The organism is Aquimarina litoralis, from assembly GCF_039523995.1.
Taxonomy (GTDB): Bacteria; Bacteroidota; Bacteroidia; order Flavobacteriales; family Flavobacteriaceae; genus Aquimarina; species Aquimarina litoralis.
This window is the reverse complement of the sequence record NZ_BAAAGE010000003.1, coordinates 577,769-604,308: the sequence shown is the minus strand read 5'-3', so window position 1 is coordinate 604,308 and position 26,540 is coordinate 577,769. Positions and strand designations below refer to the sequence as shown.

Genomic DNA, 26,540 nt, shown 5'->3' with positions numbered 1-26,540 from the left:
TTGATAACCAATTATTTAGCATAATCGAACAGATTACGTTATTTTTTAACGACCAACGCTCGTTTATCACCGTTTATTAACAGATATTTTCCCTTTAAACACCATTAAATAACAGATTCTTTTAGTTTACATAGTTGATAATTGACATCTAATCAAAAAAGCCCTGCCAATTTATATTAGCAGAGCTTTTAAACAATTAACACATTATAATAAAATTATTGCAGTATGATATCGCTATATTTAGAGTTAATAGTGATAACTTTATCTGTATCTCTAGTCTGATTAAAACCATTTACAAATACATTCCCAAAATTTCTTCGCGCATTAACTTCCATTGTTTTTGGTAATGAAATTCTACTTTGCACTCCACTATAAGCGATATTAAAGGCAGCTTCAGGTAGTTTTAATTTGAAGTCACTATTCTCCACTGCTAGATCCAAAGTCGAAAAAGATGCTGAAAGATTAGCAACTGTAATTGCTCCAAAACTACCAGATATTGCAGCATTATCTTCTAACTCCTGAATAAACAAATTGCTCGAATCTGCATTAACTCTGAGATTTTTGGCCTTTTGAATTCTACAATTCTTCACATAGTTTACCGCTAATCTTCCATTATTCCATTGTTTAATGGATATAGGAGAATAAGATGTTCTAATAAAAGTACGATCTCCATCTATTATATCTCCTTGTAAACTGGTATGAGATAATGAAGCAATCATATTCGTTGTCTTTTCAGCCAATTGTACATTTCCATGTCTGATATTCAGTTTCAGCAAAGCTTCTTTAGGCATTTTTATCTTTACTATTCTATGTACTGTTCTTGAAGAATTATTCATTCTAGAACTATATCTATAGACAGTTACATTGGAACCATTACGTTGTGTAATTTCTAAATCTCCCGAGAATTGAGAAGCCCATGCTTGCATTTTTCTAGCAAACTCTTCTCCAGCCCAATCTTGTGAATTCAAGTTGGAATTGGGTTGAATTTGTTGTGCGTTTTTATTTAGTTCATTTGTCCAATTTTTGACAACACTCTCATAATTATCTCCAAACTTTTCCTTGATTTGATCTCCCCATTGTTGGATATATTTCTCTTCATTTTCTTTAAACTTGTTTGTATCGAAATTCATACTTGCTAAGTTTTCAGAAAGAGCGCTAGGCATTGGATTATTTTCTATATTTTTCAGAATGGGTCTTAGCATATCCGAAATTACTGGTTCCAACCTATTATACTCTGGTTGAGTAGGAGCATTGTTGGTAGAAGATATATTTCCTGACCAAAAGTTTCCTGTCAACGAATTGATCTTAATCTCTCTGCTATTACCTAAAGCTTCTATCTTCCAGTTCTGAAGAAAACGTTCTTTATTATTCTCATTAATGTCATCTCCTTCGATATACGCTTCGACTTCGACTGTGTTTTTATTCCAGCCTTCGAAAACAATTTCTGTATGACTAGTATTTAAATGGATAGTAACATCCTCATTTACTACAAACTTTTCACTAAGTTTTGGTAGTCTTTCCTGAGCAAACACACCGGAAAAACATGTTACGCTAAGTGCAAAAAGATTAAGCTTGTATATCAATGTAATTTTCATTCTCAATTTTTTCTAATTCTTTTAGTTTGTCTTTTAGTCTATTTAAGAGAGATAATCTAAGTGTCAAATTTTCTATCATTGCCTCGGCACTTTGTACGTTAGGACCTACTTCTATCAATTCCTTATTAAGATCCAGATACTCCGTATTTAATTTTTCTAATCGTTTCATAAAACTTTCTACTAAGTCTCTATTAGTATCATCTACATTAATTTGAGATAATTGAAATTTTATTCCTGTTAGTAAATAATTCTCTGTTTTTTCATACTCAGGAAACATCTCGGCTAGTGAAGACGTCTGCTTACTCAAAACCACGGTAGCATTTTTTACTTCTGAATTATCAGCATTTACAATCTGAGTATTATTACCTCCGTTTTTTCCAAACTCATTGAACGCTAGCATCGAGACTGATAAGATCACAACTACGCTTGCAGCAATTTTTAACCAACCATAGTTAAACTTTCTTGCTCTTTTAGGAAGTTCTTCTTCTAATCTAGCTAAAAAACGATCCTGATGACCTTCTGTTAAACGTTCAGAAGGAATCCGATTATCTTGCTTAAGCAATTCTCTAATATCCTGTCCCATCTCTTAAATGTTTTAGTTGATCCTGAAGTTGTTTCTTTCCTCTATGTACTAAAGTTCTAGAAGCAACTGGAGTAATATCTAATATTTCACTTATCTCTTTATGATCGTATCCCTCTATTAAAAATAGCATTACGGCATACTTATACTTTTCTGGCAATCTTTCAATTGCGTTTTTCACTTCCTCTACAGTAGTTCCATCAGAAACAGACCAATCATCCTGTTCTTCTACCGTAGACATCACTTGTTCATTGATAGCAACCATATTCATTTTTTTCGCCTTCAGCATATCAATACTTTTGTTAATCACTATTCTTTTTAGCCACGCACCAAAGGTTACATCACCTGTAAACTGATGTAATTTCATAAAGGCCTTTATAAAAGACTCCTGCATTGCTTCTTCAGCCTCGAAAGGATCTTTAAGAAATCGCAAAGCAACATAATACATACCATCACAGTATTTATTATAAAGCTTCATCTGCGCTTTACGGTCGTTAGCTCTACACTGTTCTATTAGCTCGCTCTGTAACAAACTTACTTGAATTTTGGTTAGTGATTACTTCTTTAAAACTGTTCTAATTACTATTCTCTTCTAAAGACGAGATCACTGATTAATATGTTGCAAAATTAAAGATAAAAAAACGAAAAAAATAAAAAGTACTGATTTTCAAAACATTAATAAAAAAATAAAATTCTAGTAAGTTTTTAAAGAAATCAAAGACTACTCTAACAACAACATCATTTTAATCACAAATTATCAAACAAATGTATAACTCTATTAATTACAACTACACAAACTCAAATGAATTAGAAAGTGTGATGAATCTTATGAAGAGTAATGTTGATCATACCAATGCAATAATTAAGCAGATTGACAATTTTTTAGAATCAAAACCGCTTCCGAAGTCAGTTCTAGATCTTTTGGTTACTCAAAGAAATGCATATGCAGTAAACGCTATGAATTTTATGAAGGTAATGAAAGGAATATAGTATCTAGTACTTTGCCGCTATCTCTTTAAATTGTTTACTCATATTCCACTTTATAATAGTAGTAGACGTTAGAATTCCACTTCCCATTGCACCACCTACACCTACCAATGTGATATCTTGCCCAGTTAGATACAGTCCTTTAATATGAGTTCTAGGTCTTAAAACTTTTGTCTTATATCGTTCTGGAGCATGTGTAACCCCATAAATCTCTCCTTCTTTATAGTTACTAAATTTTCGGGTCGAAACTGGAGTCGAAACCTCTGCATGAATAATATGTTGTTCTAATTGTGGAAATAACTCAAATAACAATCGTAATCCTTTGTCTTTAAAATCTTCTTTAATCTGATCATATGCATCACCACGATTTAGCCAGGGCTTATCTTCATAGCTCTTAAAATCCGGATACCATGCGCGTCCAATCAACTGAATAGTTGCTTGATCTGGATGCTCTTTTGACCAGGCACTATCTTTTGCAGAAGGGAATGAGATATAAGCAAAGGATAACTTATCGTTAGAAAGATTATTTTTATCATTTAGAATCTGATCAGTATCCTTATTTTCATACCACCATATGTTATATTTGGGAAGCTTCAGATCAAGATCACTTTTGTTCAATCCTATATATAAACATAAATGACAGGTAGAAGCTTGTACGTTTTTAAAATGGACATGCTTTTTATTAACTGCTGATGGATCTAATAAATGTAAAAAAGTATTACGAGCACCTGCGTTACTTATTACTTTTTTACAAGGATACTCTTTTCCATTAATCAATAGTCCTTTTACTGCTTTTCCTTTTGTGATGATCTTTTCTACATTGGCTTTAATATACACAGGAACCCCTAAAGATGCTAAATTTTCTATAATGGTCTCATGAATTCTATTAGCTCCTCCTCTTGGATAATAACCTCCTTCCATAAAATGATTTATCACAATACAATGCGAAGCAAAACTACTTTCCTTTGGCGACAATCCATAGTTACCACATTGTGCACATAAGGCCGCAATTAATTCTTGATTATCTGTGATACTACTCAGTACTTCATAGGTAGTTTTACTAGAAATCGGACGTTGAATTCTTCTAAACAAAGGACCTAGACTAATACTTAATAGACTAGGGAAAGCTTTTTGCGCAAAATATAAAAGATTTTTTTTAGTAGACTTCTCTAACAATTGCAAATATTTATCAATTGCCGACTGATCATTTGGAAAATATTCATGAAATTTTTTCCTAAAATTTTCCTTCCCAGCAACAAATTCAAACTTACGATCTCCTATGTATGCAACATCATATGGATCTCCCATGGCATCCCATTCCAGTTTGTTATCGGATAAATAATTAAATATCCTACGCAATCCAGAATTTTCTTCCATATTCCCAACATAGTGAACACCTACATCCCAAACTAATCCTTTTCTTCTTTTGAAGGTATGAGTAAAACCACCTGGTGTATAATGCTGTTCTAATACCACTACTTTCTTACCTGCTTTTGCCAAAAAAACTGCAGTTGTTAATCCACCAACACCAGAACCAACAATTACATAAGTATCATTGGTAAACTCAATATCTTCAGTAAATTTTTTATAGGATTTTTCTACCATATATATGAAGTAAGGAATCAAAAGTAAGAAATATATGTATTTGCATATATAAAAAGAGGTATCTTTAAAATTAAAAAAGTGTATGTCTATATTTCAGAAAAGATCATTCATTTTATTAATTGGAATTATCAGTCTCTCTGTAATCATTGTGTTTATTCTTAAACTCAATACCAAAAAGCACAGTCCAGAAGATACCATCACACACATTAGTAAGGATAATACTTTTACTGTATTCTATAACCGCCCCTTCAAAAAGGGAAGGGTAATCTTTGGAGATCTAGTACCATTTGATCAAGTTTGGAGAACGGGCGCGAATGAAGCCACTACTTTTACTACGGATAAAAACATACTAGTAGATGGTTCTGAATTAGAAGCAGGCACCTATACCCTATGGACAATACCGGGAAAAGAATCTTGGAAAGTTATTTTTAATAAAGATCAATACAAATGGGGAGTGGATCTAATCAATGGAGAACCAGCAAGAAATCCAGAAGAAGATATATTGACTATCGAGGTACCAGTACAACATTTGCTAAATATAGTAGAGCAATTTTCTATTTATTTTCAGGAAGCAAACAACTTTACTATAATGTTTTTAGTTTGGGATCAAACTAGTATTGCTATACCTATAAAATCTGAGTAATTGTATATCTTTAGATTACTTTAGAAATACTACAATTAACTGAAATGAATTCATACATTTGTTACTTTGCCGCTTTTTAATTGAGATCAAATGGAACATCGTGATAAGTCTTCGAAACTACCCCATAGCACTAATAAAAGTGCCATTGATCGATTTAGAAAACTACAACAAAAAGAGATTTCAATTTCCGATATTTTTGAAGGGATCATTACACAAAACACCGCTGCTCTTAGTAAAGGTATTACCTTAGTAGAAAGCACCCAACAAAAGCATAGTGCAAAAACGCAAGAACTGATTGAAAAATGTCTTCCACATGCCAATAAATCAATTAGAATTGGTATTACAGGAGTTCCAGGAGTTGGGAAAAGCACATTTATAGAAGCATTAGGGAATGTACTTATTGAAAAAGGTAAGAAAGTAGCTGTATTAGCTGTAGATCCAAGCAGTACTATTTCTGGTGGCAGTATTTTAGGAGATAAAACAAGAATGGAATCTTTGGTCAGATCCAAAGAAGCGTTTATAAGACCCTCTCCTTCTGGAAATTCATTAGGTGGTGTAGCTCAGAAAACACGAGAATCCATTATTTTATGCGAAGCTGCTGGATATGATGTGATTATTATTGAGACGGTTGGGGTTGGGCAAAGCGAAACAGCCGTGCATAGTATGGTTGATTTCTTTTTATTATTAAAACTTGCAGGAGCTGGAGATGAATTGCAAGGCATCAAACGAGGTATTATCGAAATGGCTGATGCTATTGTTATTAACAAGGCTGATGGAGATAATGTAAAACGCGCCAGAGAGGCCAAAAATCAATTTAAAAAAGCTTTACACCTCTATCCCATTGGAGAAAATGCCTGGACTCCTCAAGTACTTACTTGTAGTGCATTAACAAAAAACGGTATAGAAGAAGTTTGGGAGTTAGTTCTAAACTATTTAGAAATTTCTGCTAGTAATGGATATTTCGAAAAAAATCGAACCGAACAAAATAAATTTTGGCTACTGCAAACTATTGAAGAGCAACTAAAAAGTTCTTTTTATAATCACCCAGAAATTAAAAAGGCTTTATCTGATCAGTTGGATGCTATACAAAAGCACCAGATTACTCCTTTTACTGCGGCCAAATATTTATTGGACAAGCATAAAAACTCCTAATAATCATAAAACCCTTAGAACTAGATAAGTTAATCATCAAGATCCACCTCTCCTACTTGTTCTTTTGTCACTGATGTTGGAATTTCAGAATCGGAAGTATTTTCTTCATAATCTTGCATAACTCCTGCTAAGCGCTCACTAATTTTTACTAAATAAATAGTGTCAATGGTTTTTACTTCTACCGCTTCTATGGTATCATTATGATGGTTTTTGAAAGATATTATATCTTTATCTGAATAGCCATCCGGAAACTTTTCTACTAAAAGATTTACAATGTCTTTATTAAGCTTTTTGTAGTCAACAATTACTCTTTTCATAGTCTATAAGAATTAGTTGGTTATGGTACTACTGAATATCTTATCCTAATTTCATATCAAAAAACTTAAACAACTGTCAGCTAAGTATTTCACATGAATTTCTCTCACTATATTAATGTGTAAATGACTATTACAAGTTAAAATAAAAAAATTAAAATCTTTGCAAATAATCTTCAAAAAAATGGGGTGTTTTCCTCAAACTTTCAATTTATAAAAATTAAAACCTGTACATTTAGAAAAATAATTTAAAAAAGTAACACTAATATTACTTCTGATGTCTAAGTATACTTCGAGTAGTTTATTAAAAATCTCATTAGGCATTCTTTTATTTTTTTCCTTCTTTCTTTACATATTCACTGAGGAAGTCTATATACAAATTGAAACTACTTCGATTTTCATAAGAAAATGGTTTGGTGGTTTTTATTTATGGTTAGGGCTAGGAACAGTTTTACTCTTACTAGTGTTAGCAGTCTCACCATGGGGCAAACGTCGTTTAGGGCAGGATCAAGACAGGCCACAATTTTCTAGACTTGCTTGGATATCCATGTTGTATAGTGCTGGAATGGGATCTGGGATATTATTAAGAGCGGTCCAAGAACCTGTATTTATGAGATGCTATGCCCCTATTTACACTAACACTACGTTAGAAAACATAGCGTTAGAGTATACCTTTTATCAATGGGGTTTTACGGCATGGGCGTTTTATGCAGTTTTTGCGATTGTTATTGGATATTATCTTTTTGTGAGATCTAAAAAAGTACTATCTAGTAGCGCTTTTAGTTCATTAGAAGGTATCATCGTTTCTAAAAACGCTCAAAACTTGGTGTTTAAGGGGATTGATATTCTTGCAATATTAACGACCGTATTTGGACTGGTAGCGGCAATCGGATTAGGAACTACTCAAATAAAAGGAGGGCTTGATCATTTATTGCAGACAAATTTTGATTCTAAAATTACAATCCTCTTACTAATCCTAATTTCTGGTTTGGCATTCATATCCGTTTTTAAAGGCGTGAACAAAGGAATAAAAGTGATTTCCACTTGGAATATCTATATTACTTTTGCTTTGTTGATTTTTGTTTTTACTCAGAGTGATATAGTAGCTATTCTCTCTCAATTTTGTTATTCGCTTTTCCATTATATAGTTGATTTTATTCCTTTAAGTATTGCATATGGAGTTTATGATCCAGGAGAAAGCTTTCTTACGGATTGGACCTATTACTATTGGGCCTTTTGGCTTGCTTGGGCTCCTTTTACTGGTATTTTTATTGCTAGAATTTCTAGAGGAAGAACACTACGAGAATTAATTATAGGTGTTTTGCTTGTACCATCATTAGGAACTTTTTTCTGGTTTACCGTATTTGGTGAATCTGCATTTCAAATAGTAGACAATCTTGATTTCTATCAGGGAGAGTTTGACAATGTCTTTAGTTCTATTTTTGTTTTTTTTGAAAATTATACTTTTCAAGGATTCATCAATACCACAGTTATACTGCTGCTTATTAGCTTTTTAGTTACATCCTTAGACTCAGCAGTTTTTGTGCTTAGCATGTTTACTGATCAAGGCAAACAAAATCCTTCTAAAAAACATCGTTTATTATGGAGTATTGTACTTACTATATTTGCTATTGGCATCATACTATTAGGAAATGCAAAAGAAGACATTAACGTCTTGACCGCAATGCAAAAGCTACTAATTATTACTTCGCTCCCTTTTTCGTTATTAATGGTTATAATGATCCTATTGTTCTTTATAGATTTTAGAAAGTCTAAAATCGACTAAAATTCATATGTAATATTATTTAATCGGTAAAAATTGTGGTGAAAAATATACTAATACCTGTTTTTCTGCGTAATGATACATACATAAATATACCAACTTAAAACTTCACTTATGAAAACCTACATATTACTCATATATAGCCTTGCATTTATCTGTACGTTCAATCTAAGCGCACAAGACTGTAATGATACAGTTCATACAGGAGAAGGTACCTACTACGATGGTGTTGATGGTGGTATTTTTGGAAATTGTTCTTTGCCTGTAGCAACAGGAGATTATATGCATTGTGCACTAAATACCATTAACTATAATAGTAGTAATGCGTGTGGAGCTTGCATCGAAGTAACTGGAGCAAAAGGCAGCGTAAAACTAAAAGTTGTAGACCGATGCCCAGAATGTGTTGAAGGAGATGTGGATATGACAGAACAGGCTTTTGGTATGATCGCCGACATCGTAGATGGAAGAGTACCAATATCCTGGAAATTTGTGCCTTGCGATATCACGAATAACGAATCCATAAAAATTAATTTTAAGGAAGGTTCCAGTATATATTGGACAGCAATACAATTTAGAGATATTAAGCATGCTATAACCAAAATGGAATATCAATTACCTGATAATACATGGAAATCGGTAAACCGTGAGTTATTTAATTTCTTTATCGAAACCGAAGGTATTGCTTCTCCTATGAATTTAAGAATTACCTCAGTTTTGGGAGAAGAATTAACTTTTGAAAATATTCCAATAGACTTAAACATAGATTATAATACTGGAAAACAATTCTCTACTCCATCAGAATGCACGGAAGCACTATCCGTAGATAACCTTGAGACAACCAAACTTTCTTTTTATCCAAATCCTGCTTCTGAAATATTATATTTTACAAACAACTCTAAACCTTGGATACTTTCTGATAGTAATGGTAAAAAAATAAAAGAAGGAAACGCAAATTCCATAAACACTTCTTCATTACAATCTGGCTTATACTTTTTATCTCTCGAAAATAAAAAACCTCAAAAAATAATTATAAAATAGGCGTGTTATTGGGTGCCGTATTTTGCTACTAAAAATATATGTAATTTATATGCTCCAAGTCCTAGAAGAATACCGATAGCCATTCCTGTTATGATATCCCCTGGATAGTGTACTCCAACATAAATTCTGCTATAGCTTACAACAATCGACCAAACAACCATAAATGGGAAGATATATTTAAGCCTTTTTTGTAGTGCCAAGCCTGTAAAAAATGCTAATGCCATAGAACTTGCTGCATGCGCCGAAAAATAACCATGTCTTCCGCATCTTTCTGCAATAAATCTTGTAAACTCTCCAACACCTTCCGCTCTACAAGGCCTTGGTCTCATAAATAATACATTTTTAAACAAGTTAGATAATTGGTCCGATGCTGTAATCAATGCAGCCACAATTACGAGTGTAATTATGGTTCCTTTTATTCCAAAATATTTATAGAAAAAATACAAGAGTAATACGTACAATGGAATTTGATAAAGCTTTTCGGTCATAAATAACCAAAATCCATCCCAAAGCGGCGTGCCTAAGTTGTTCAGATATAAAAAAAGATCTTTATCTAGTTGTATGATTTCATCCATAAGAACAGTTGGTTATTTATTTGATAAATATATGATTTTATAATCCTATTCTTCGTATCGTTCGATCTCACGATCATAAAAATCATTAGCAGCCTGGAATAAATTCTCAGCTTCACTCTCAAGCTCTTTCTCATCGCTTTTATCAAATTCTTCGAACCACTCGACCTCATCGTTTTCTAAATTGATCACAAACCTTGGAAACTCCGTATGGATTACAAATATAGCATTGGGATAATCAGTATTATCACCTAATAAGAATTTTGGAAGACTCATATACACTTAAATTATATTCAGCAAAGCTACAAAGTTTACAGATAAAGTAACAAAAACAAAAAGAGGTAAATCTATAAATTAGAATTCACCTCTTTTTAAATATCTTTCTAATACTTATTATTCGATAATAATTTGTACTCTAGCATTGGATCCTAACTCATTATTATCAACACCTTCTTCTTCTCTAGGCTGGGTATTGCTAACACCTTCATAGGTTATTAAAGTCTCATCGATGCCATTGGCTATTAAATAGTCTTTTACAAAACCTGCACGAGCAGATGATAGGATCTCATTTTCGAATTCTATTTCCGAATCATTGGCATGACCTACTATTTTTATGCTATTAAACTTGAATACTTTCAAGTACTGCAGATATGAATCTAAAGCAGCTTTGATTTCCTCATATACTTCACTTTCTCCAATTAAATATTCGATATCTGAGAAATCTAACGCCATATCACAAATAGCATCTACATTAACTCCTCGTACATCTTGCATCTCTCTTAGCTCCACATCATCAATATAATAATAAGCATCACTGAATGTACTTCCAGATCTTAATGATTTCCCATTTGGATTATCAGAAAAATATCCAATTGAGATATACTTTTCAGTTCCCTTTGCTTTATACACTCCACATACCTTTGTCCAATTTTTCGTATCACAAATCATCTCCGAAGACTCTATATGCAGTTTGTATTCCGATGTTTCAGTAAATCTTGGCATTCTAGCAGTAAAATAAGATCCAATAGATGATGTACAAGAATTAGTGATAGCACCTTCGCCTAAAGAAACATACATATGAAAATAATAATATTTACCAGCTTTTAAAGGACTTTTTAGTTTAGTTACTATAGATTCTTTAGTATTATTACTAGTTATATATAAACCTACTTTTGCCTCACCCGATCTTGGTTCCTGAGGGCCAAACTGTTCTAGAAAACCAGGTGCCTTGTGAGTAAATTTCATTTCGCTTACTGCTGGATGATGGGCATCTGGTGTATTTGTTAAGGTTTTCCAATCTGAAAGAATACCAAAATTTCTCATGGCATGCTTCATCTTTTTTACTGAAGGATTAGTTTCTTCAAAACTTGGATTAGGAATTAAATTTTGGGCTATTGCATTAGAAGTAACACTAATCATAGCAATGGTAATCAATAAAAGGTAAAGGTTAGATTTTGGGCTGTTCATCTCTTTTCTTTTCAGGTTTAGATATATTCGAAATATAGTTAAATATTTCTTAATATGAAATATACTTTGACAAGTAACAAAAACTAGTCCAAAAAAAGAAACGAACCAAAACTATCTATATTGTAAGTGACAAAAAAGATTCCAAAACTGTTATGAATTATCCTTTTTAATTATCAAATCTTTACTCAAATAATGAAAACGTGCATAAAGTAATAAAGCCGATGTTGTTAGACCTGCCAATAGGCCAATCCAAATTCCTACACTTTTATATTCTGTATACAACCCAAGATAAAAACTAACTGGAAAACCAATCACCCAATAAGCAAAAAATGTAATAGCTGTTGGCATTGTTACATCTTGCAATCCTCTCAATGCTCCTAGTACTGCTACTTGGATTCCATCAGATATTTGAAACAAAGCAGCAATCAATAAAAGTTTGGCGGCAATAGTCATTACTTCTGTATTATCCACAAGGTTTTCCATATCATCTACATCCAAGTAAATTTCTGGTAGCATATTATTAAAAATAATAAAACACAAGGCAAAAATAATCTCGATAAAAAATGTAAGTAGAAAGATCGAAAAAGCAATTCTTCTTAACTCTCTATATTGTTGCAGTCCTTTTTGATTACCTACTCGTACCATGGCTGCGACACTTAGTCCCATAGCAACCATAAAAGTCATAGCAGACAGGTTTAGCGCTATTTGATTTGCTGCTTGTGGATTTTTACCTAATATCCCAGAAATCCAAATCGCCGATGTAAAAATTCCAACTTCAAAAAACATCTGCAACGCAGAAGGAAACCCTAACGTAAGTATCTTTTTGAGCATATTACTTTGAAGGACAAAGAGCTTAACATTGGTAACATAAGCTTTAGATTTTTCTCTTCTTTTTAAAAAGAACCATAAAAACACAACCATTATCAATCTGGAAACCAAAGTTCCTATGGCTGCACCAACGATACCCATTTGCGGTAAACCAAATTTTCCAAATATTAATAAGTAGTTTAAAAATATATTTACAATATTGGCGATTAATGTTGCATACATTGGATACTTGGTCATGGATAATCCATCAGAAAATTGTTTGAATGCCTGAAAAACAATCAAGGGTATTAATGAAACTGCTACTAAATCTAAATAGGGAATCGCCAATTCTACAACCTCTATAGGCTGTTCCATGTAATACATTAAGGGTTTGGCAACAAGAATTCCTAAAAACAGGATAATTCCAAGTGTAGTACATAAAAATAGTCCATGCTTAAAGGCGAGCTTTCCACTTGCAAAATTGTTCTCACCATCAGCCTCGGCAATTAACGGAGTAATAGCAGTAGAAAACCCTATTCCAAGAGACATTGCTATAAACATAAAACTATTACCTAAAGATACAGCTGCTAATTCTGCAGTACCTAATTGACCTACCATGATATTGTCTATCAATCCCACAAAAGTATGCCCAAGCATACCTAGCATTACTGGAGCTGCTAACCGAAGGTTATAATTAAACTCTTTTGTGTATTGTTGCAACATGAATACAAATTAAGTTGTCAAAGATAAGGAGATTCCTTTTTGGAATATTGTATGATTAACGGAACTTTAAGCACAAAAAAAGGTGCTTTCTCAAGCACCTTTTTCTTTATCAAACTGTTGTAGTTTTATAAATTAGTTTTTCATAAATTTAGAAGTGACTGTACTTCCATTAGTGCTTGTTAAACTGATAAAGTACATTCCCGAAGACAAATCCCATGTTGGTATTGAAATTTGATTTGCAGTAACATCAGACACTTTTACAGACTTTACTGTGGCACCAGTAATTCCAGAAATAACAATTGTTGAATTCTGAATTTTTGATAAATCTCCAGAAAGATAAAGCTCATTCTTTACTGGATTAGGATATAATTGAAATCCTAATGTTTCAAGTTCATCTACAGACAATGATCTCGACGGTTCGATACCCCAAACCAAAACTCCATCTGCATAAATTGGTACTCTCTCAGATTCTATCAGGGTACTACTTAGACCATCATAAGAAAAATCGTTGGTAGGATCCCAAGAGCTTTCGGCAGCATTATTAGGTACGGATACTCTTACCTGAATTTCTTTTCTATGTTCTCCTTGACCACCTGGGAAAGGCATTTGGTCACTATCAATCGCTACCTCTACATAATAAATATTGTTATCTGGATCCCAAGCTTGCAATCCACCTGTTGCTCCACCATTTCCTCTTCCTGTGATTTCATAATCCTCTGGAGCGTATCCCGCATTAATTCCTTCCGTGATATCGATAAAATATCTAGCTGTTAGACTTCCTGGAACTCGAGCTGGCCAAGCCGATCTATTATTTAACCAAATTGCTAATTCTGTAAACCTCCCAGATTCGCTATTGATTTTAGTTTCATTTAAAAACTCTACTCCAGAGGCTTCTTCTGTTGGGAAATTTGGTAATTCCGATCCTCCGAAATCCATGACCATTTTTGCTAATACACCCTGGTAACAAGCATTGTAATCACAAGCTACCTCATTTGCCTGAAAATCTGAACGATTCTCAACAAATACATCATCAGGGTTTCCAGGTCCTCCCATTAATGCACCCCACAAAGTGTGTCTAGATTCTTCTGGGATAGACTCACTTCGAGTCCAACTAGAATGTTGACCTCTATGGTGTGGCTTAGTTGGTGGATTTACTCCAAATCCAGTTACTAAACTTCGGTTGTTTGGATTATCTCCCAAAGCATACTTTACCTGACTTACAGCAAAATCATAATAGTCTTGATTATTAGGAGTATTTACATTATTCACAAAAATCAAAGCTGTTAATGCTGCATTCATAGAATGACGTAGAGATCCCCATTGCGTTAAATGTGCCTGACCTCCTGGAGAGTATGTGATACCATTATTATTATCAATCCAAAATTGCAAATGCCTTTCTGTATTATCAATATATTGTTGCTTCCCTGTAAGCTCTGCTAACAATACCATATTACCATATCTTTTATCGTCCCATACAAGACTCCATAAGTAATCAGGTTCTCCATAGGTAGCTTCTGCTTTTTGTAGGTATGTATTATCTCCTGTTGCTTTATACAACCAAAGGGCTCCCCATGTTAATTCATCTTCGTATCCACCAGAAGAATAGGTTCCTACAGCAGGAATACCACCTTCTTCGGTATATTTACCTTTATACGTTTCACCGAATTCATATAAATCTTTGGCGTGCTGTAATAATGTAGCACTATAGGTTGGATCGCTATCTTTAAAAATTATACTCGCCGAAGCTAATGCAGCAGCTGTTTCACAAACTACTTCTGTTCCAGGATGGCTCGTATCTAGTTTAAAAGATTCTCTTTGGCCGTATTGTGGGTGAACATCTATCATTTCTGCTGGCATCCAGAAACTATGATCTTGTCCTTTTTTAGAAACCTGAGCATAAAACTCAAATTTTGTTGGATGACATTTAATAAAGTAATCGGTTACCCACTTAATATTTCTTTTAAAATGTTCTGTTTGATTTACCGCGTCATATCCATCTTTGTATTCTAAAAATCCCCAGTTTAATGCTGTAACTGAAAATGCCATAGGAAATCCAAATTTTATATGATCTCCAGCATCGAACCATCCACCAGTAAGATCTAATCCTACATCTTGACCATCATTTACTCCAGCATCACTTCTCCAACTTACTCTATTCCAATCCGGCAATACTCCAGACTGTTGGGATTCATAAAATAAAATTGATTTCTGTAATGCTTCTCCATAATTAAATTGTGCGACGACTTGTGTTCCTTGTAATCCTAAAAAGATTACCAATAAGCTTAGTAAGTTTTTTTTCATGTTTTGAATGATTTGTGATTATATAATTTGTGTGGTTTGATAAGTCATTATTAACTCTGTTTTTGGCTTTTATATTATGTTTTTTTTGATTTGTTAAGAGAGTGATAAGATCTTTTTTAGTTTTTGAAAAAAAATCCTACAAGAACATTTTTTATGTTATTCTAAAATTAAGAAGAGAAACTGCCTTTAACGAAAAAGACAGTTTCTCCTGGCTGAGTTTGTGTTAGAACTCTATTGATAGTTATTCAATATTTGTTTTTAGCACCCTAAATTATTGTTTGATTATTTTTATAGACTTAATATTCTTATTTGTCTTTCCTGCTTCTAAAATATTAACGATATAATATCCAGATGACAAACTACTCACGTCCATAAAATTCTCTCCCTCTTTCATCAATTTCTCTTTTACTAATAATCCTTGAACATTAAAGACCTTAATCGTCTTTCCTGTCATTTCTTGAGAAAAATTAATGCTATTGATTACAGGATTTGGATATAGTGATACAATTTCATTTGCATCATTATTATCACGGTTGACAGTATATGTAATTACTAATTGTGGTTTGCTAACAGATCCATTCTCTTTGGAAGCAAAAGCAAAATCATTTCCTGAAAGTGCACTTACAATTAATGAAAGTCTATTCCCTGAAATTTGAGCAGTCTTTAAAGGTATTGTTTTCGTAGCTCCAATTTGGAAATTAGCGTTTAATGAACCTAATTGTGTTCCTTTTTCTGGCTTATTAGAATTGGATAAATTAGCTTCAGTCCAGTTGCTACTATTTCCTTTATTGATAGCAATGTTACCATTTCCTGGGTCAGAAAATATGGTAAATTTTAGATCAGCTTTTGTAATCGTTCCATTAATGGAAGAAAGATCAAACATTAGGAATCCGGTTCTCTTATTTGATTCTATACGCACCATATTATTATTATATCGAGTAGATCCTTGCATATACGCATCATGTATCGGACTCAATGTTACTGTTTGCTCAACAGATTGAATTTTTGTAGTTACAACCTTATCGATATTATACAAATAACCAGCACCTCCCTTAAACGATAATCTTAAGGTTTTTTCCCCAGAAGAAAGAGAAACTGTTGTGGAGTACTTCTTATAGTCATGCCATTGTCCATTAACAGGAATATTTACCGAACCAACTAGATTTCCCGATTCTAAAATATCAACTTTACCACCAACCCCTTGACTAGAAGCATAAACATCTACGGTATATTGGCTAGTTCCATTAACTTTTACTTTATAGGTTGTAAAATCATTATTCTTTATATATCCTAAATTCTTACCAGAATTGGTACCTGGAGTATTTTCTATTCTTACGCTACCTGATTTAGCTTCAAAATCTTCCACTTCAAAAGAACCTGGTATCGCAATTGCATCAGTTGGTGGAGTGGAATCATCTTTAACAGTGATGGTAATTGGCTGAGAAGTTTTTACAGCACCATCATTATCAGTAGCCTTTGCCGTTATAGTGTAGCTGCCTACTGTATTAATAACAGTTGTTGTTTCATATGGAGCAACTTGCTCTGTCGCTGTTAAACTATTATTTACAAAAAATTCCACTTTGGAGACAGATCCATCACTATCGGACGCATTCGCTTTTAGAGGTATCGTTTGACCTACCTGATAACTTGCACCATTTGTAGGTGCCGTAACATTAACTGTTGGAGGAGTATTTGGATTTGAATCATCGACTAATCGGTAAGAACGTACCCAATCATAGTATGTAGTACGATTTTCTAGAGAATCATTCATTCCATCCTGACCATTTTTTGGTGGATTCCAATCGTAAGTCTCGACTACCATACGTAAATACATTGGAAGATTAAAATCTGCTGGTGGCTTTATTTGCCCAACAAACTGACCATCTAGATAAAATAAAATCTCACTTTTACTTTTCCACCAAACTCCATAAGTATGATAATTCTTCCAAGAAGCTTCTCCCAATGGAGCTTTGTTTCCCTGCTGTCCAACAGGTGTATTATTACAATTTGTATTTCTGCTATGTGTATTGGAATTCATATTGGTGATCATATTATTCACCCAATTTGCTCCATTAGAATTAACACCAACCGTCTCTGTAATATCTAACTCTGTTACACGAAGATTACATCCACTACCTTCATTTCGTTGATTAATAAGCCAAAAGGTAGATGACATAAAGGTTTTATTACCTTTCATTCGGGTTTCGTAATATCCGTATGTATTTTTTGTTAAGGATCTAACAAGACCTCCGTTATGAGTCCAACCATTGAATGGATTGGTCTTTTTAGAAGCTGAAATCTTAAGGTTTCCGCTACCAACAGAAACTGATGATGTTTCAAATCTGGCCGGTTTTCTACCTTCCCATTGAGGACTATTTATTGCCCATTTATTAGTATTTAATGAAGAACCATTAAATTCATCAGACATAATGTCTATTTTTTCCCACTTCTTTCCATTTGGAGGTGTTGGTTGTGCAAAAACACTTACTGTTAGCATACATAACAATAAGAATATGATTGATTTGTTATTTTTTTCCATGATTAAAATCGTTTTATTTTTTAGATCAAAACCCAATCTTTTTCAGATTGCATAACACGAGAAGTCTAAATATTTTGAGGTAAAAAATTTAAAACTTTTCACCATTTATACTCATAATACATTAGAGGAAAAGGCGGTCTCAAAATGACCGCCTATTTTCCTATTTTTTCTCTTTACATTTTATTTTGATCTAATAAAAGATGAAAGAATTTGATTAACGTTTTAATACTTTCTTAGCAGAAAGAACCTTATTCGTTTTACCTGCTTCTAAGATATTTATGATGTAATATCCAGATGACAAGTTGCTCATATCAACAGTATTTTGACCATCTGTTAATGATACTTCTTTTACAAGAACACCTACGGTATTAAATACTTTGATTGTCTTTCCAGCAGTAGAACCAGAAATATTGATTACATCTACAACTGGATTTGGATATAATGTAATATCATCTTCTACCTGTCCATCATCTCTATTTGTGGTATATGTAATTACTAACTGAGGTTTCGATACAGATCCATTTTCTTTGGATGCAAAAGCAAAATCATTTCCTGAAAGCGCATCAATAATCAACGAAAGTCTATTTCCTGATATCTGTCCAGTTTTTAGTGGAATCGTCTTTGTGCTGCCTTCAGGGAAATTAGCATTTAGAGATCCTAACTGAGTTCCTTTTCCAGGCTTGTTTGAATTTGACAAATTACCTTCTGTCCAGTTATTGCTGTTCCCTTTAGTTATACTAATGTTACCATTTCCAGGATCAGAATATACAGTGAACTTAAGATCTGCTTTGGTAATGGTTCCGTTGATAGAAGAAAGGTCGAACATTAAATATCCTGTTCTCTTATTTGATTCTACACGAACCATATCGTTATTGAATCTTGTTGATCCTTGCATGTATGCATCATGTATTGGTGTAAGCGTTACGGTTTGCTCTACTGGTTGTATTTTTGTAGCAACCACTTTATCTACATTATATAGATATCCTTCTCCTCCTTTGAATACGAATCTCAATTCTTTTTCTCCCGAAGAAAGAGACACTGAAGTAGAATACTTCTTGTAATCGTGCCATTGCCCATTCACTGGAATTGATACAGATCCTACAACTGCTCCTGCTTCAATAATATCCACAGTACCACCTGTTCCTTTACTAGAAGCATAGAAATCAAAAGTGTATTCGCTAGTTGCATCAACATTCACGTTGTATGATACGAAATCTCCATTATTAATAAACCCAAGATTTTTACCAGTACTATTTGGAGTATTTTCTATTCGCACACTTCCTGATTTTAATTCGAAATCTTCTGCTTCAAAAGAACCAGGAATATCGATTGCATCAGTTGGTGGAGTAGAATCATCTTTAACAGTAATCGTTATTGGAGAAGATGTTTTTGTCGCTCCATCATTATCAGTTGCTTTTGCAGTAATTGTGTAGTTACCTGCAGCATTAATGGTTGTTGATGTTTCATAAGGAGCAACTTGCTCTGTAGCTGTTAAGTTGTTATTGATATAAAACTCAACTTTTGCAATAGATCCATCACTATCAGAAGCATTTGCCACTAATGGAATTGTTTGACCTATATCATAGCTTGCTCCATTGGCAGGAGATGTTACAGAAACTTGAGGAGCTGTATTTTGATCCTGGCAATCTGTATAGAATACATCTGGTCCTGCACCTGATGGCTTATTATATGCTTTTGATAATACAAATTTATCCATTTCGAAACCATCTTCTCTCATAGAGAAAGAGATTGTATGCACTCCTGCGGAAGGAATGTCTAAATAGATCTTTTGTGCTTCTCCACAGTGATTTGCATTGGTTCTTTGCTTGCTTTCCCAAGTCCATTGGTTTTTACCAGCACACCATTGCATTCTGGCACCTGATGATGGCCAGTTTCCATTTAAACCTACATGAATTCCATTATCTTCGGATCCAGTAGAATGCGCTCTAACCCACACAAAATATCTTCCTGCACTCGTAAACTTAACTTTGTAATCGATGATCGCTACTTGTCCAGGAGTATTAGAAAAACTTACTCCATTTACTAATGGATCACTATGAGTTACTCGCGTATCTGGTAAAATTTCTAAGTATCCGCCCCCACTAGCTCCATTAGAGTGATCTGGATCCGGGTCTGGTGTAGGAGTTGAAGCCCCACTACCATCTAATACATACCATTTTCTATCAGCTACTTTAGTTTGGCTTTCAAACTTCTCCGCTTCTACGGCTACGATTCCATTTTGTTCCGTTGGGATACAGTTATCTCCATCGCCACCGCCGTCTCCGCCGTCGCCTCCATCACCACCATTGTCGGTACAAGTGAAGTTTAAAGCTGTCCATCTTCCTCTAGAATATGCAGTGCTATTACCTTCTGGTATGGTACCATTGGTATGGGAGTTAAATTCTACTCTAATTTTATCACCTTTAGTAACCTGAATACCTGTAAAAGTTGTACCTGATGCAGTATAATCCGTGCTGGTTGTTGGGTTTACAAATTCACCAATACGTGTTCCATTAACAGAAACTCTATATGTTGATTCTCCATCAATTTCTGTAAGTGTAGCTAAATTGATATCATAAGTTCCAGAATCTCCATTAAAAGTAGCTTCTGCAGCAGCAAACTTATCCTTGTATTGTGCAGCATTAATTGCTAGAGCATTTCGGGCATTATCTTTGTAGGCAGGTGAAAAACCAGCAACCGAAAGTGTAGGAAAATCTGTAATAGCCTGCATAGAAATTGTACCACAATTTCCTCCTCCATTATTATCACCATCTTTACTAGTTACTAATGCTACCCAGTCATTATTATCTGGAGCAACTAAATTGTTACCTAAAGTTTGCTTCGCAGATAAATTTCCACCTGAACGAGGGTTGTACCATTGTACATCATATTTATTATTACCTCCTGGTAAATTTAATCCTGTAGATCCACCATTAGGTCTATAAACCGCATATACACTTCCTGCCTTAGCAAATACGTAATCATTGCTATCTGATGTTACTCCATCAGAACTTACCATATTTACCATATTAGATTGTAGGTAACGATTAAAGAAATTAAGAGCGTAACCACCTTCTTTATATTTATTACCTCTTTTTCTCTGGTCATTACCATTAATATCACCGTCATCATTGGTATAACCGCTGTAATACTCTACTCCTGTTCCTCCTGCCATTAAAGTAGCCCAAAGGATTCTATGTCTTACTTCCTTATCCGAAATTCTAACTCCTGTAGATGCTGGTCCTTGCTCATCATTAGCAACCACCCATTTTTTACCAGAATTTCTGGATTTTTCTAACCATCTTCTTACGTCATTATGAACGTTGTTTTTTCCTGTTTGGATAGAAGCTCCTGTTAAATCAGAGTTGTTTCCTAATAATGGATTATATCGTTGATCTTGCTGATTTGGATATGTATGGATTACAATATTATGATCATATGGATCAATATTTTTGATATAAGTAGCAGTGGCTTTTGCAACTTGATCCTTTAACGTTGTTTCTTCTGTTAGGTTCCAATTTAATGCCAAATGATGGCTAAATCTAGCAATTAATTCTCGATAGTATAATTTTCTTTCTCTACCGAAATTATCACCATCCATCTTATTATCATTTTCTGTCTCCATGGTTTTAAAGTGCAGATATACTCCTTTTTTATCTGCATACTCCATCACTTTTTCCCACTGTGCCATTTTAGACACATCAAATCTATCGTGATGTACTTTATTCCATTGCTGCGCTCTGGAAGTATTTCCATACTCTTGTTCAGAAACTTTTAATACATGAGGAAAAACTGCTCCACCATCACCTGAAGTATTCCAGGTTAGGAAAGAAACAACGTTAGCTCCTTCGCTAGAAAGGTAATTGATCATCCCTAAGATTTCGGTTCCTTTACCATTTCCCCAAGTATATGCAGAAGCATCAGCGGCTACGTAATCTCTTTGGTGTGGTTGCCAAGTTTTATTTCCTATTTTATTTAGGTTATTATTAAAACTTGGTGTAGCATCAAAATCAACATAATTGAATGCATTTTCTGGTGAATCTGCCCCTGCCTTTACGAACCAAGGTCCGTTAGGACTAGTTGGATTTGATCCAACATGCTTTAGGTAGTGTTCACCTATGTATTTTAATCTTCCAAGATCTTTACTTCTAAAGTCTCTTCCAGACTTGTTTGATTCTGCTACGTTAAAAGATCCAGTATCTCCATTCATGAATCCAGCATTAGAGCCTCCTCCATTTATGGCTACATTAGAACCAGATTTAAAGGAAGCGGACCAATTCCATGTACCAGTTCTATCAGGAGCAAAGTGTACTCTCCACTTGTTTCCTGAATTACAACTATTATTTTCTGCGTTTCCACAAGCTGCAAAATATCCTGGTACCGTATAACTTGCATTACTTCCCTGATGTGTAAATGTTACATCCAAACGATAATCTGAAAATGGATTGGGACTTGCTGTTTCGGACGTATTAGGTCCGTTAAATGTCAATGTGACTTTATGCCACCGTTTTAATTCTCCTTCTGGGGTCTGTCCTTGGACTAAAAATCCTAAGAATAACAATGCTAAGAAAGCATTAAGCTTGGTTAATTTCATAATTTCAAATTGTTTTTTGCGTGTGTAGTTTTTAAATATGTATGAGTTTATGTAAGACCTCAAAGAACGGATTTTATTACGTTAAATTCCAACGTTAAAACCCACATAACCATTCGGTTAACAGCTTTTAACACGTATTAAACGTTTTAAAAAGTTCTTGAGTTAAAGGACCAAAAATTTCTGTTTTTTTTAAGAATTTATTAAACGATATTTTACAAATAGAATTCGTTACTCTTTGTCTAGAATTCGATAGTTAATCATTATGTCATTCTATTCTATTTTTACCTAAAATGAGTTGTTGAGTATCATAATCCTACTAAATTGAATTGATTTTTTAACTTTTATTTAACTTATTTGTTTATTGTTCACAAAATATTTTAAGAATTGAAAAAGGGGGATTTGGAAGGACTCATCCCCCATTGTTATTTGTTCTGAAATTATTTTAGTTGATTTACTCTTTTACAAATTGTGTTTTACTCTTTCCGAAGACAGATAAGATATAAACCCCAGATTCCATATCTGAAATTGATATCAATTCATCTACAGAAGTAAGTTTCGCTTTCTTAATTGTTTTACCGGTGATATCATAAATGGTAACAATATCATTAACCTGAACTCCTCGAATAGCAATCGATTCTTTGGATGGATTTGGATATACTTTTAATAATGAATCATCTGATGTCGGATCCTGTCTATTTCCGATAGAGAGAATTTTCCACTTTTGATTTGCATTAGTACTACTATAATTCCAGATAATAGCGTTCGCTCCAACTGCTCCTCCTGCTCTATCCAAACCTCTCGATAGACAATGCATCGGTTTTATCCCATAAATATTATTGCCATTGGTAACAATTTTCCATTTCTTATGAGAATCTACATCATCCGTCCAAGTGGCAACATTGGTCCCATTTTCGCAACGAGCATAAGGAACTTCTAAATATCTATTAGCACCCACGTTTCTAATCGTATATGAATTATCGCTAACATGCTTGATCTCCCATTTCTGATCATCAAAATTTGCTGGTTTATGCATTCTAGCACTATGACTCTCTAGAGCACGTGCTAATAATCTTTCATTATTTTGAGGAGATTCGATATGGTAAATACCATTTGGAATCAACTGAGTAAAACGAGCATTTACTGTCACATTATTTACCTGATCTCTCGCAATAGCATCTTGCCAAGAGGAATTTAATGGTCTGATATGAACTTTATAAACATATCCGCTTCCTGGTGCCGGAAAACTAGGTAGGTTAACAGTAATCGTTTTTGTACCCGAACCTTTAGCAACTTGCTCATTTTGCTGTGCAATCCAACCTGTAGATGACCAAAACTCTACGATAATATCTCTGGTAGTAGAAGCTTCATAATTAATATCAAATGAATATGAAGTAGCTTGTACAATAGTAGTTGGTGCATTACTAAAAGATACCTTATCTACAAATGTTTGATTAGCAACGGTTACATTTTCGACCTGATCTCTATTGATAGCTTCTTGCCAAGTAGTACCTACTGGTCTAATATGTGCTTTGTAGATATATCCAGTACCTGGAGTTGGTGCAGATGCTAAATTAACTGTGACGTTTGCTGTTCCTGTACCTGCATTCACCGTAACCATCTGCTGACCTAACCAGCCAGTTGATGACCAAAATTCTACCACAATTTCTCTATTGGTAGAAGCACTATAATTCACTTTAAAATCATAAGAAGTTTGTGGTTGAATAGTCGTTGCCGGATTTACAAAAGCAACCTCATCTGGAGTGGTACTTACGTTACAATCTTCTCCTGGTAGTCCATAGCATCCATTTCCTGTAGGACCTAAATCCGGATTCCAGTTAATTCCTGTTCTAAATGGTGGCACACCAAACTCATAAGCTCCTACATCTGGTTTATTCCCTTGGTAACCATCTGTATACCCACTAATCACTCTTCCGTAATCAATTGCTTGAGCTCCTGATTTTAAAGTATAATCATTATTATTATAGTTTTTAAAAGAATTTCTGCTTACTAAGTTATTCTGCTTATCGGACTGTGGCTCCCAAGTACTTTCCGTTTCTTGATTTCCATCTTGATCTGTAGCTTCTTTATCTGTAATGTTATTCCAAACTTTTACATTACTGAATTGAGTACCTGGTTTGTGCCATGCTCCCATGGTTGCAGAACCTTTAGCAAAGGTGTTATTGAAAATATTGAGGTTTGTACCATCCCAATTAATCTGTATGTTGGTCCATTTAGTGTTCCATACAACATTATGGTGGACATCCCAATTTTTAGAATCATTATCCAAATAAATTCCTGCTCCTTTAAATCGACCTGTTCGAGCTTTAGAGTCATGAAAAGTATTATGATGAATAGATGATTTAGCAGCTCTTGCGTTAGTCGTATAAAGTAATCCTCCATCATCAGCGATAAAGTTATTATTACTAATATCATTATATGCAAATTCTCCGCCATCAACATATGCCTGAATTACATCTTTACCCGCTCTAGTTAGGGTATTGTTTCTATATTTTCCTCGTTTCGCTCCACGAGTATTTAGCACACAATCATAGTTACCTAAATAATTAAAATCATGAACATAAGAATTCAAAAGTCTATTATCATCCCCTTTATCATAAACTCCATTTCCTGCTCCCCAAGCAATTTCACATTTTTCGATAAGATTCTTATTACCTGTTATCAAAACACTTTGTCGTCTAGAGTCAAATCCATTGATAACACCTAAGGTATGATTACCATAAAAACTTGAAACCGCATACAACTTATTATTACTACCACTAATATCAATGGAACCGCCAAAGACAGCAATTCCTTCAATATGAATGTAATTTTTATTTAGATTTATAGTTTGTGTTCTTCTCCTAAAACGAATAGAATTGTTTGCTGGTACTCCTCCACCTTCAATTTGAACATAAAGTGTTTTATTTTTTTTATCATAAAACCACTCATTTTTATAATCCAAAGCCTCTTTTATACCTTGAAGAAAAAACTCTCCTTTTTTGATCCCATGTCCAGTATACCCTGGATTATGTCTTAATTGAATCCAGTTTTGAGCTCTCTGTAATTTAAAATCCACTCTACTAGAAGAGGAATTGGTAACATAATCCGTCCAGGCTAAAAACCCTGCTCCACCATAAAAGTGAATCGAACCTCCATTTTCCCATTTACCAGCATGAGGAATACTTGTTGCATGCCCATTGGATTGACTCCCATTATAATTTAACCAAGTTTTTCCACCACCTGCGGCACCTCTATTACAAGCCGGTAAATAATCACGGTCGAATAGGTTTTGGGTCAGATTGTTTGGCCATCTAGCCAGATCCATGAGCTTATCATTGTGTAGTGTCATGTTATCTTGTCCTAAATCCCAAGAAACTTGTGCCTTATAGATCTTTCCTTGGTCTTTAGTCCAATTGTTAACAGCTTGCATTGCTGTTATGATTACCTTTTCTCCTGTTTTGGATCGGTATATTATTGGATTCCCTGCTGTTCCAGATCGTGCAGGTTGTAACAATTCTTCATACGTTCCTCCTCCAATGATCACCACATCTCCTGCCTGAGCAACCGAAGAAGCTTTTGCAATCGTCTTATATGGTTTAGTTTGGGTTCCGGGATTATTATCGTTTCCATTCTTGGAAACATAAATATTCTTAGCACATAACGATGATGCTAGTGTTAAGAATAATATCAAAACATATTTTTGCAATATGAATTGAAGTTTTTGGTTAGTTTTCATGGTTTTGAGTAGTTTTTGGTTTTTAAATGTATAAACTACATTTAAAAGTTGTTTTTCTATTTTATTAATCGCTAGGATTCAAAAAGAATTCGTTGGATATTTTG

18 protein-coding genes are annotated in these 26,540 nt (G+C 34.0%); 5 read left to right on the top strand and 13 right to left on the bottom strand.

Annotated features, from left to right (window positions below; translation table 11 throughout):
* Nucleotides 1–215: 215 nt before the first annotated feature.
* Genes ABD077_RS16900 through ABD077_RS16890 form a run of 3 tightly spaced genes read right to left on the bottom strand, consistent with a single transcriptional unit; the run spans nucleotide 216 to nucleotide 2,653 of the window.
* Complete coding sequence (locus tag ABD077_RS16900; RefSeq protein ID WP_343913425.1) at nucleotides 216–1,595, bottom strand: hypothetical protein; 1,380 nt, start codon at nucleotides 1,593–1,595, stop codon at nucleotides 216–218.
* The gene (locus tag ABD077_RS16895) at nucleotides 1,567–2,178 is read right to left on the bottom strand and encodes a hypothetical protein (RefSeq protein WP_343913424.1); all 612 of its coding nucleotides are present in this window, start codon (nucleotides 2,176–2,178) and stop codon (nucleotides 1,567–1,569) included. The genes ABD077_RS16900 and ABD077_RS16895 overlap by 29 nt, the downstream gene beginning before the upstream one ends.
* Nucleotides 2,162–2,653, bottom strand: a complete 492-nt coding sequence (locus ABD077_RS16890) for an RNA polymerase sigma factor (protein WP_425545888.1) — start codon at nucleotides 2,651–2,653, stop codon at nucleotides 2,162–2,164. The genes ABD077_RS16895 and ABD077_RS16890 overlap by 17 nt, the downstream gene beginning before the upstream one ends.
* Before the next feature lie 287 nt (nucleotides 2,654–2,940).
* On the opposite strand from ABD077_RS16890, the gene ABD077_RS16885 reads away from it, so the two are divergent.
* A complete protein-coding gene (locus tag ABD077_RS16885) occupies nucleotides 2,941–3,165 on the top strand; it encodes a hypothetical protein (RefSeq protein WP_343913423.1) in 225 nt (74 codons plus the stop codon).
* Nucleotides 3,166–3,168: 3 nt separating this feature from the next.
* Here ABD077_RS16885 and ABD077_RS16880 read toward each other — a convergent pair whose 3' ends face one another.
* On the bottom strand, nucleotides 3,169–4,767 hold the full coding sequence (locus ABD077_RS16880; protein ID WP_343913422.1) for a phytoene desaturase family protein: 1,599 nt from the start codon (nucleotides 4,765–4,767) through the stop codon (nucleotides 3,169–3,171).
* Nucleotides 4,768–4,849: 82 nt separating this feature from the next.
* Between ABD077_RS16880 and ABD077_RS16875 the strand changes: the two genes are divergently transcribed.
* Together ABD077_RS16875 and meaB are read left to right on the top strand one after the other, a co-directional pair.
* On the top strand, nucleotides 4,850–5,410 hold the full coding sequence (locus tag ABD077_RS16875) for a DUF2911 domain-containing protein (protein WP_343913421.1): 561 nt from the start codon (nucleotides 4,850–4,852) through the stop codon (nucleotides 5,408–5,410).
* A 90-nt stretch (nucleotides 5,411–5,500) separates the two neighbouring features.
* Complete coding sequence (gene meaB, locus ABD077_RS16870) at nucleotides 5,501–6,562, top strand: methylmalonyl Co-A mutase-associated GTPase MeaB (RefSeq protein WP_299898858.1); 1,062 nt, start codon at nucleotides 5,501–5,503, stop codon at nucleotides 6,560–6,562.
* Nucleotides 6,563–6,591: 29 nt separating this feature from the next.
* Here the strand turns inward: meaB and ABD077_RS16865 are convergent, their stop codons facing one another.
* Entirely contained in the window at nucleotides 6,592–6,879 is a 288-nt protein-coding gene (locus tag ABD077_RS16865) for a hypothetical protein (RefSeq protein WP_299606640.1), read from the bottom strand.
* 274 nt (nucleotides 6,880–7,153) lie between these two features.
* On the opposite strand from ABD077_RS16865, the gene ABD077_RS16860 reads away from it, so the two are divergent.
* Together ABD077_RS16860 and ABD077_RS16855 are read left to right on the top strand one after the other, a co-directional pair.
* Nucleotides 7,154–8,662, top strand: a complete 1,509-nt coding sequence (locus tag ABD077_RS16860) for a BCCT family transporter (protein WP_343913420.1) — start codon at nucleotides 7,154–7,156, stop codon at nucleotides 8,660–8,662.
* 111 nt (nucleotides 8,663–8,773) lie between these two features.
* Nucleotides 8,774–9,697 (top strand): expansin EXLX1 family cellulose-binding protein, encoded by a 924-nt coding sequence (locus tag ABD077_RS16855; RefSeq protein ID WP_343913418.1) that lies wholly within the window; start codon nucleotides 8,774–8,776, stop codon nucleotides 9,695–9,697.
* Nucleotides 9,698–9,702: 5 nt separating this feature from the next.
* Here the strand turns inward: ABD077_RS16855 and ABD077_RS16850 are convergent, their stop codons facing one another.
* The 8 genes from ABD077_RS16850 to ABD077_RS16815 all read right to left on the bottom strand — a co-directional run bounded on the left by ABD077_RS16850 (nucleotide 9,703) and on the right by ABD077_RS16815 (nucleotide 26,436).
* Nucleotides 9,703–10,272, bottom strand: coding sequence for a phosphatase PAP2 family protein (locus tag ABD077_RS16850; RefSeq protein WP_343913417.1), 570 nt, complete (start codon nucleotides 10,270–10,272; stop codon nucleotides 9,703–9,705).
* A 45-nt stretch (nucleotides 10,273–10,317) separates the two neighbouring features.
* Nucleotides 10,318–10,545 (bottom strand): hypothetical protein, encoded by a 228-nt coding sequence (locus ABD077_RS16845; protein ID WP_343913416.1) that lies wholly within the window; start codon nucleotides 10,543–10,545, stop codon nucleotides 10,318–10,320.
* Nucleotides 10,546–10,662: 117 nt separating this feature from the next.
* Complete coding sequence (locus ABD077_RS16840) at nucleotides 10,663–11,736, bottom strand: OmpA family protein (protein WP_343913415.1); 1,074 nt, start codon at nucleotides 11,734–11,736, stop codon at nucleotides 10,663–10,665.
* Between the two features lie 150 nt (nucleotides 11,737–11,886).
* Nucleotides 11,887–13,266 (bottom strand): MATE family efflux transporter, encoded by a 1,380-nt coding sequence (locus ABD077_RS16835; RefSeq protein ID WP_343913414.1) that lies wholly within the window; start codon nucleotides 13,264–13,266, stop codon nucleotides 11,887–11,889.
* 132 nt (nucleotides 13,267–13,398) lie between these two features.
* A complete protein-coding gene (locus ABD077_RS16830) occupies nucleotides 13,399–15,567 on the bottom strand; it encodes a glycoside hydrolase family 9 protein (RefSeq protein ID WP_343913413.1) in 2,169 nt (722 codons plus the stop codon).
* A 271-nt stretch (nucleotides 15,568–15,838) separates the two neighbouring features.
* Nucleotides 15,839–18,106 carry a carbohydrate-binding protein gene (locus ABD077_RS16825; protein ID WP_343913412.1) on the bottom strand — a complete coding sequence of 756 codons (2,268 nt, stop codon included), beginning with the start codon at nucleotides 18,104–18,106 and terminating at the stop codon, nucleotides 15,839–15,841.
* 214 nt (nucleotides 18,107–18,320) lie between these two features.
* Nucleotides 18,321–22,700, bottom strand: coding sequence for a carbohydrate-binding protein (locus tag ABD077_RS16820; RefSeq protein WP_343913411.1), 4,380 nt, complete (start codon nucleotides 22,698–22,700; stop codon nucleotides 18,321–18,323).
* A gap of 451 nt (nucleotides 22,701–23,151) precedes the next feature.
* Complete coding sequence (locus ABD077_RS16815; RefSeq protein ID WP_343913410.1) at nucleotides 23,152–26,436, bottom strand: RICIN domain-containing protein; 3,285 nt, start codon at nucleotides 26,434–26,436, stop codon at nucleotides 23,152–23,154.
* Nucleotides 26,437–26,540: the final 104 nt, after the last annotated feature.

Coding starts and splice junctions, on each gene's coding strand:
- ABD077_RS16875 (WP_343913421.1), top strand. CDS start 4,850: ATGTCTATATTTCAGAAAAGATCATTCATTTTATTAATTGGAATTATC.
- ABD077_RS16860 (WP_343913420.1), top strand. CDS start 7,154: ATGTCTAAGTATACTTCGAGTAGTTTATTAAAAATCTCATTAGGCATT.
- ABD077_RS16825 (WP_343913412.1), bottom strand. CDS start 18,106: ATGGAAAAAAATAACAAATCAATCATATTCTTATTGTTATGTATGCTA.
- ABD077_RS16830 (WP_343913413.1), bottom strand. CDS start 15,567: ATGAAAAAAAACTTACTAAGCTTATTGGTAATCTTTTTAGGATTACAA.
- ABD077_RS16850 (WP_343913417.1), bottom strand. CDS start 10,272: ATGGATGAAATCATACAACTAGATAAAGATCTTTTTTTATATCTGAAC.
- ABD077_RS16890 (WP_425545888.1), bottom strand. CDS start 2,653: ATGAAGCTTTATAATAAATACTGTGATGGTATGTATTATGTTGCTTTG.
- ABD077_RS16895 (WP_343913424.1), bottom strand. CDS start 2,178: ATGGGACAGGATATTAGAGAATTGCTTAAGCAAGATAATCGGATTCCT.
- ABD077_RS16855 (WP_343913418.1), top strand. CDS start 8,774: ATGAAAACCTACATATTACTCATATATAGCCTTGCATTTATCTGTACG.
- ABD077_RS16835 (WP_343913414.1), bottom strand. CDS start 13,266: ATGTTGCAACAATACACAAAAGAGTTTAATTATAACCTTCGGTTAGCA.
- ABD077_RS16880 (WP_343913422.1), bottom strand. CDS start 4,767: ATGGTAGAAAAATCCTATAAAAAATTTACTGAAGATATTGAGTTTACC.
- meaB (WP_299898858.1), top strand. CDS start 5,501: ATGGAACATCGTGATAAGTCTTCGAAACTACCCCATAGCACTAATAAA.
- ABD077_RS16885 (WP_343913423.1), top strand. CDS start 2,941: ATGTATAACTCTATTAATTACAACTACACAAACTCAAATGAATTAGAA.
- ABD077_RS16845 (WP_343913416.1), bottom strand. CDS start 10,545: ATGAGTCTTCCAAAATTCTTATTAGGTGATAATACTGATTATCCCAAT.
- ABD077_RS16820 (WP_343913411.1), bottom strand. CDS start 22,700: ATGAAATTAACCAAGCTTAATGCTTTCTTAGCATTGTTATTCTTAGGA.
- ABD077_RS16840 (WP_343913415.1), bottom strand. CDS start 11,736: ATGAACAGCCCAAAATCTAACCTTTACCTTTTATTGATTACCATTGCT.
- ABD077_RS16815 (WP_343913410.1), bottom strand. CDS start 26,436: ATGAAAACTAACCAAAAACTTCAATTCATATTGCAAAAATATGTTTTG.
- ABD077_RS16865 (WP_299606640.1), bottom strand. CDS start 6,879: ATGAAAAGAGTAATTGTTGACTACAAAAAGCTTAATAAAGACATTGTA.
- ABD077_RS16900 (WP_343913425.1), bottom strand. CDS start 1,595: ATGAAAATTACATTGATATACAAGCTTAATCTTTTTGCACTTAGCGTA.